At 35.6% G+C, this 8,179-nt stretch carries 3 protein-coding genes and 5 pseudogenes; 1 reads left to right on the forward strand and 7 read right to left on the reverse strand.

All coding sequences use genetic code 11. The annotated features are described in order from the left end of the window. Nucleotides 1–1,009 (forward strand): annotated as a pseudogene (locus tag HET73_RS09470) (cation:proton antiporter domain-containing protein); the annotation flags it as partial. A 24-nt stretch (nucleotides 1,010–1,033) separates the two neighbouring features. Here the strand turns inward: HET73_RS09470 and HET73_RS08275 are convergent. The 7 genes and pseudogenes from HET73_RS08275 to HET73_RS04540 form a co-directional block, all read right to left on the reverse strand. Then, nucleotides 1,034–1,276, reverse strand: coding sequence for an SURF1 family protein (locus HET73_RS08275; protein WP_246210134.1), 243 nt, complete (start codon nucleotides 1,274–1,276; stop codon nucleotides 1,034–1,036). Between the two features lie 473 nt (nucleotides 1,277–1,749). After that, nucleotides 1,750–2,133: pseudogene (locus tag HET73_RS04515) on the reverse strand (ferritin-like domain-containing protein). Between the two features lie 59 nt (nucleotides 2,134–2,192). Next, a pseudogene (locus HET73_RS09675) lies at nucleotides 2,193–2,643 on the reverse strand (RDD family protein). Nucleotides 2,644–2,693: 50 nt separating this feature from the next. Then, a pseudogene (locus HET73_RS09475) lies at nucleotides 2,694–3,332 on the reverse strand (HAD family hydrolase). 818 nt (nucleotides 3,333–4,150) lie between these two features. Beyond that, nucleotides 4,151–7,289 (reverse strand): annotated as a pseudogene (putA, locus tag HET73_RS04530) (bifunctional proline dehydrogenase/L-glutamate gamma-semialdehyde dehydrogenase PutA). Nucleotides 7,290–7,621: 332 nt separating this feature from the next. Beyond that, nucleotides 7,622–7,831: a hypothetical protein gene (locus HET73_RS04535; protein WP_174134091.1), complete on the reverse strand. Its 210-nt coding sequence runs from the start codon at nucleotides 7,829–7,831 to the stop codon at nucleotides 7,622–7,624. A 76-nt stretch (nucleotides 7,832–7,907) separates the two neighbouring features. Then, nucleotides 7,908–8,179, reverse strand: a 272-nt coding sequence (locus HET73_RS04540; RefSeq protein ID WP_174134092.1) for a hypothetical protein, incomplete at its 5' end; no start/stop codon positions are given.

An 8,179-nucleotide genomic window follows, 5' to 3' on the forward strand; every position in this document is an offset into this window, starting at 1 on the left:
CATTCATTACAGAGCAATTTCATTTATCGATGGCATTGGGCGCATTTGTTGCTGGATTATTAGTTGCAGAAACGGAGCATAGGCACTCAGTGGAACACGCGGTGTTGCCATTCAAAGACTTATTTCTCGGCTTATTTTTCATGAACGTCCGTATATCTATTGATATTGTTATTTTACTCAATAAATTGCAGCTAATTACTTTATTATCGCTCATCCTTATCGTTTTAAAAACATCTATCATATACGTATTGTGCAGATATTTTGGATTTAAGAGTGCACCTTCCATACAAGCTGGGTTATTATTTGCACAGGGTGGTGAATTTGCATTTATCTTGTTTCGTTTAGCAGATGAGTTAGACGTACTACCAAGTGAAATAGCCCAAGTGCTTATGATGGTAACTACGGCAACTATGGCTTTCACTCCTCTTCTATCGTGACTGGGAAATTGGATAGTAAATTCATCTAGCACTGAGAAAGTAATACTAGACGGTGAAGCAATTGAAACAGATACGCAAGATCTTTACAACCATGTAATAGTTGCTGGATTTGACAGGGTGGGATATATGGTAACAAAAATGCTTACTATAGAGCATCTAGGTTACGTTGTTGTGGATATTCAATCGAAAATAGTCAAAGAATGGAAAAGTGACAGTTTTCCTATATACCTTGGAGATGCTACAAGACATGAAATTTTAAAATCAGTAGGAATAGAAAGAGCTCAGGCTCTCGTGATTACAGTAATGAACGAAGTTACTATAAAGAAGATAGTTTCTTTAGTTTCGACAAATTTTGCACATCTAAATATTATAATACGCCTACCAGATCTGAGTAGTGCAGTGGTTTATAAGGATTTAGGGGCTAGTAACATTATTCCTGAAACATCTGAGATGGGACTGCAACTTGGTGGAGCAGCACTGAGCCTGAATGGAAATAGCGAAAGCGGAGTTGAGTCTTTAAAAATAGGTTTAGTTAAGGCAATTACAGCATGATAAAGGATATTAGCAGTGATATAGAGATGAATGATTACTCCCAGTTAGTAGCTATTTGGGTGACGTTTGTTTTGTCTATAATTAGCCATATATATAATTATCCAAATCAAGGAAAGTGCAAACCAAGTTACTGCATATTCCAAGTGTTTTATCAGCTGTATAGTTAATTTATTGCCGAAATCTTTTTGCCACAGCATAAATTTCTCTAGCTCAATACCGAGTTCATTAGAGATTTCTTCTGTAGTTAGGGTAAACCACGTGTTCAAAGCAGTATCATTCTTGATCAACCAACTTCTGCTTTTCTGCCATTGCAATATAAAATCCCACTTACATCTACTTTTTCAATTTTTGTTTTTTCCTCTTTTTTTCTTTAACTATTCCTTTATTCACCAGCATGTAATGTCCAATTGTGAGTAGCACAGGAGACAGACATGATAACCGCGTTGCCCTTCAAAAACGCATAGTTCTATGTTACTCAAAATTCCATCAATCTTGACGTGTCCGTAATTAAATTTTGCAAGATCATTATTGGTCAATAGATAAACAACTAGAAGATTCATATTTTTGATTGTATTATTCTCCCAGCTCAGCCTTAATAATTGCCTTAACCCTAATGAAAAAAAAGTAAACAAGGTATAATTAAAACAAATACTGTTTTTTTTAACACTTTATATTTGCACATTTAGGTAATATTCTGCACCTATAAGCTCAATAAGGCTAATCTGCTCTTTAATCCAATGTAAGTGCTCTTCCTTATTTTTCATAGTTCTTCTAATAACATTACACTAACAAAATCCTTTTCCTTTTCAGCAACAGAAATTGCCTCTTTGTAGTCTTGTAAACCTTTTTCTTCTAATTTGAGATTATTTTCTAAGACTTTGCGTATTGTATCTTTCGTGAACATCCCGTCATAAATTGAGATTTCATTTGTATCTTGAAAGTTTGGTACACCTTTAAGCAATAGAATTCTTTCTGCCAGTTCATTTGCATGTCCAAGTTCTTCATTAGGCTCTTTTTACATCTTTTCTGAAAGTTTAATAATCCCATTATCTTTAAAAACTGCAGAATGCAAAAGATACTGACGCACAGAAGTCAACTCGTTGGTTAGTAATTTATTCAAATTCTTTACTATCTGTTTACTCATAACCTTCCTTTAGTTTAATCTATCGGTATAATCTATACGACAATGAAGCTGATGACAACTCATTTGATAGTTCCATTTACAACAATCGTACCAAATAGCATATCATGATATGTCTGTTTCTTAGGAGAGAAGCAAGCAACCAAATACCAGCAGAGGACAAGCAGATACTCTGTAACTACAGCCATAACTACTACCAATATGTTGAAAACGCTTACTAACGCACCTTGTTCTTGAAAAAGCCCGACAAGGATAATAATTACGTTTTTCAATAGATGAAAGAAAAAACTGAGAAATGCTTCTATCAAATGCTAAACTCAAGTCTAGTTTAGAACTGTCTAATATTATGATATGTATGTTCATTAACTGCTGACCGGGAGTTGCCTGAGCTGCTGAAGATATAAAATATGTGAAGTAACTGCAATTTACAAACATATGTGATAGATCTAAAATTAACGGAAAACCCTTTAACAATAGTATAATTAATAAGTTTGGAATTAATAAAACTACCATATCTATTTAATATGCGCAAAAGCGCCTTTGTATACTGACAATTTCTGTCATTATTTATATTCCAAATATTTTATTATGAAATCTGTAAGTTCATCAAAATGCTGAAAGCATAACAAATCTTCGTAGCCACTTATTAATTGGCCGTATACGATAGGCAAACAATTAGCGTTTTGTGAACACAAAATATCTGTAATGCTATCACCAACGAAAAATACATTTTCTCTATTTATAGGCAACGTACTCTCCTCTAGTGCAAATAGCAGTGGGGTTGCAGATGGTTTATCTTCTGCAGTATCCCATGAACCAACTACTCTCTCAAAGTAAGAATCCAGCTTAAAATAGGCAACTTCTTTACGTAAATTAGTGTTTTTCGTATTGCTAACTATTGCTAGATAAATATTATGATTTTTCAACGTTGGCAACATTTTCACTACTCCCTGGTTTAGAGTACTGTTTTACAACAGTGTATTATCTAAGTATTGTTGGTATATCTGATTTGCTTCTTTCCACTGATCGCCAAATAAATTGACCATGTAGCTTTTTCTTGATTCATGGGAGTTTCTATCAGCAGTTTTATTACTACGCCGCATTGAGTCTAAGGTATGCTTAATAGCATTAGAAATATTATCTTGAGTGTCAACTAAGGTATAATCCCAATCAAATACTACTGCTAATGGGTTGCTTTTCATCCGTATAATGATATGTATTTTAAGTTAATAAGTAAATAACATTTTAATGAAAAAAACGTAAATAAAACGCTCTTGGTCCTTCATTAGAGTAGCAGATAGATTCAAAACCCTATATAATTCACGTACTTTATAGCAGTTGCTATATAAAACAATATTTTCCTCTTTTTGACTGTCCAGAGCTTTTTTATTTCCCTTTGCTAACTCTTTCTGTAAATCACATCTCTCTTTGTTGTAATATTGGAAATACATTAGACTTTTTGCATAACCTAAAAAAGGCTATTATTTTGGCGCTTTCTGCAATGCCGCACTCTCTTAGATTGCTTTAGCTATAAACATTAAAAAATTCACCAAATGAAAAAAAGGCAAAAGAATCCCCATGGTTGTTGGTTAGCTATTTTCTATGTACCTCAAATATCGGCGTTTTTATCCTAAACGCTAGGGATTTTATACAACTACTCCAACGTTAAGAAATTTACTAAAGTAGAAAAAAGGCAAAAGAAACCCAGAGCAGCTAGTATTTAGATTCTCCCTTGTTCTATTTGACGTTCTATACTGTCTTAAACGACCTATAAGCGCGTTTCAGTTTGTATAGGCAAAAACCTAGAAGTTTCATGAAGACATAGAGTGCACATAGTGCAAACTCTTAAACATGAGACGCCAAATACAAAATTTCCTTTGTCGTTTTAATCTGCAGATTGCGAAGATAAATCAATAGCTTCATTGTCATTGTAATGAAATTGAAGGGGGTTGTCAAATGATTTCTTTCAACGTTATACTTCTGCTGAAACAGAAGTCTATTTTCAAAAGAAGAATTCAAATCAATCCAAACACATAAGCGTAGTATTACCACCAAATGCTGTAGTGTTTAAACTCACAACCTTTTCTGTATAGAAAAACGTTGCAAATAATTAGGACCACTAGCTTTAGGACCTGTGCTGGATAGCCCTCTACCACCAAATGGTTGTACCCCAACTGCTGCACCTATCTGATTGCGATTGATGTACACATTTCCAACTGACACTTTTTTGCTTATTAAATTGATCTGATTTTGTATACGGCTCTGAAAAGAAAACGTAAGCCCCATATGCTGTGCTGTTTATGTCACTTATAACCTCATCTAATTGTGACTTATCAAAACTTATGATATGCAAAATGGGACCAAATGTTTCCTGCTTTAATTGCGAAATTTTTTGTATTTCATAAATATATGGAGGAAAGAAATAACCATTATGAGAATTTGTGCCCATAGGCACTTTTGATGGCTTGAATCTTTATCCCCTGACATTTTTTCCGTGTGTTTAGTCAGCATATTAATAGATGTTTTGTAAACTATTGGACCAATATCAGTGCTAAGCTGTATTGGGTCACCAACCTTTAATTCCTGAGCTGCGTCGCATATCATCTTTATCTGTTTTTCTGCTATATCTTCTTGAATAAATAGCACTCCAAGCGAAGAACAGCGTTGGCCTCTATTTCGAAATGCAGAAAGTAAAACATCTGAGGACACCTGCTCCAAAAGAGCTAAGCTGTTAACAATCATAGCATTTAATCCACCAGTTTCAGCAATAAGTGGGACAATAGGACCATTTATGCTGGCTAGCATTCTATTAATTATTTGAGCGGTTTGTGTTGAACCAGTGAAAGCTACACCGGAGATTCTACTATCTGGTACTAATGTCTTACCTAAATACTGACCGCCCCCTGGAATAAAATGCAGGACATTTTTTGGTATCCCTGCTTCATGTAATATTCTAACAGCTTCGTAAGCAATAATCGGTGTTTGCTCTGATGGTTTCGCCAGCACTGCATTGCTTGCCACAAGCGCAGCTGATACCTGTCCAATGAAGATAGCAAGTGGAAAATTCAATTATGATATACATAAGAAAACCCCTCTGCCTTAAAAAAAATGAAGTTAACTTCGCCTGTTGGGCCTGGCATTTTTTTCCAGTTATTCAGTTCGTTTCTTGCTATCATTGCGTAATAACGCAAAACGTCGACTGCTTCTCTTACTTCTGCTATTGCATCGGATAAAACCTTTCCTGCTTCCACGATCAGAATGTAAATCAGCTCTTTCATAATTTCTTCAAACAAATCTGCAGCTCTTTCAAGAAGCTTAGTACGCTCTTCTGCTGAAACATTCTGCCAATGAGCAAAAGCACTATGCGCTACTTCAATAGCGCTTAAAGCCTGATCACTTGTAGTATTCGACACTTCTCCAATCACATTCTCCAAATGTGCTGTATTAACAACTTCAGTAAATTCAGCACCGTTAAATAGTACCTCTCCATCATTTATCGGTCCAGCCTGCCATTTCTTTTCGCTAAATTCTTTTATATCGTTTGCGAGTTTTGAAACTGTAACTGAATCGCTAATATCCATCCCTAAAGAGTTTTTCCTTCCCTCTCCAAAAATATCTTGTGGCAACGAAATGCTTGGATGATGTTCATACTCCAAGCTTTTAGCTTGTTCTAATGTATCTGAAAGTAACTCTTCAATTTTAACGTTAGAATCATTTATTTGATTGACAAATGAACTATTAGCTCCATTTTCAAGAAGGCGTCTAATAAGATATGGTAATAAATCACTATGTTTACAAACCGGCGCGAATATGCGGCAATTGATATTTGTTGCAAGTTCTGATGTTGCATAATCGTATAAGCTCTTACCCATTCCAGGTAAGCGTTGGAACTTAAACCCAGGGTGGTTTTTATCAGCAAGCTCCATTATATCAGCAAAAGTATAAGCGTTATGAGTTCCAAAGCATGGATAAAAGTGACTTGCTTTGCTTAAAAGTTTCTGTGCGCTGGCAAGGTAGCATAGATCTGTATAGCTTTTTCTAGTAAATACCGGGTACCCACTTAACCCTAATTCCTGTGTGCGCTTGATTTCTGAGTCCCAATATGCTCCTTTCACAAGCCTCACCATAACTTTATGTTTTGACCGAATAGCAACATCTTCAACAAAATCAAGAACAGACAAAGCACGTTTTTGATACGCTTGTACAGCCAAGCCAAGTCCTTCTCACTGAGAAAGCGACTCACCAAGACGCAATTGCTCGAATAAAACTAATGACGTCTCATGTCTTTCCGATTCTTCTGCATCTATACATAGTGAAATGTTATATTTTTTTGCTTCATGGCAAAGCTCCAACACCTTGGTTCTAAGTTCTTCATCTATACTACCAAATTGCTGAACTCATAACGTGGATGCAATGAAGACAACTTGATTGAAACTTCATGAGATTTAAAGCAATCGCCCGTATCAGTAGATTCACTTATGGCTTTTATTGCATGCATATAGGAATTAAAATATTCCTCTGCCCCCTCAGATGTACAAGCAGCTTCACCAAGCATATCAAAATAGCATAAATACTTGATATGATCATCTGACTCTATATTTTCCAATGCTTTTGCTATAGTTTCTCCAACAATAAAATGCTTGCCAAGCATTAACATCGCTTGTTTCACTGCTTTGCGGATTACTGGCTCCCCTAAATTTTTAAATAATCTGGAAGTTGCGTGATAGAATTTTGTATTTTTCTCCATCGCTTCTTAGTATACTACTTCCTATCACTAAACTCCAAGTAGAAGCATTAACAAACAACGAAGAGGAACATCCTAAGTGTTTACTCCACTCTTGATTGACAATTTTATCTTTGATTAGTTCGTCAATTGTATAATCGTCTGGTATTCTAAGTAGTGATTCAACAATGCACATCAGCGCTATTCCTTCTTCATTGGAACACGAGTATTGCTGCATAAAAGAATCTATGATGCCTAATTTACTGCCTTTAATTTTTTCGACAACTTGTTTTGCAATATTGTAAATTATGTTTTTTGAATCAGCCGAAAGCTCTATTTTTTCTGTAAGATAACGTATATAACTTTTTTCATCAGTACGATAAAATCCCTGCAAACGTTTTCGCAATTCGTTAGGTTCTTGTAAAGAATTGATCATAATTATCTCTACAAAACACCTTTACTATGTAAGATAAGATTACATCATAACTTCGTGTGGAATAAATCATTGTTTATAAAGGACCAGGGTGAAGGAGCCTAACATGTGCCGCTCTTCTTATAATATTTAGGAAGGAAAGCAGAATCTATGTATCCGTTCAGCAGTGTTGCCGAAAGTCATGCAAGATAACTTTAAATGATATTTTTATAATAATTTAACTATTGTGTTAGAACCTGATCATAATCTTTTGAGAAGTGAAAGCAAGAACGACCATTTGCAGGCTAGTTCCGTTCGCAATTTTTCCAAATCGCCTGCATCAAGCAAACGATCTCTCAACAACCCATCTCTTTATATAGATTGCCATGCAATAAAAAATGTATTTCACTTCGCTTTATTACCTCAACAGCTGCATCAATAGTAGATTTTATTTGAGTTACAAAATTTTCTCCCGTATAGCCAGCATCAACGAGTATATTCAGAGATTGAGCATTTTCGACCATTTTCACAGCACTGCTACGACCAGTTGCTTCTGCAGTTGTCACACAAATTGCATGTCCTGTGTATCGTCGTCAGGTGGCGTCCTCAAATAGAGGGTTGCAGCAGATGAACAGCTCTTCTCTACTTCTCCCGGTCAGTAGCTTCTTTCATTCCAAGTCCCGTCCAATCCTTGATGTCGTCGAACCATTCTCTCATTGGTCCTCCAGGTCTTCTTCCACCGACAACTTTTCCCTGAAGTATCATTTGTGCCAAGTGTCCCGAAGATCCTCGCAGAACGTGTCCAGCAAATCTAGTCTTTCTTTGCATTATGCATTTCAAAAGTTTTCTCTCTTCTTCAACCCTCTTCAGGACTTCTTCGTTTGAGGTTTTTTCTAGATAGCTTATCTTTTCCA

This window comes from Wolbachia endosymbiont of Atemnus politus, from assembly GCF_013309895.1.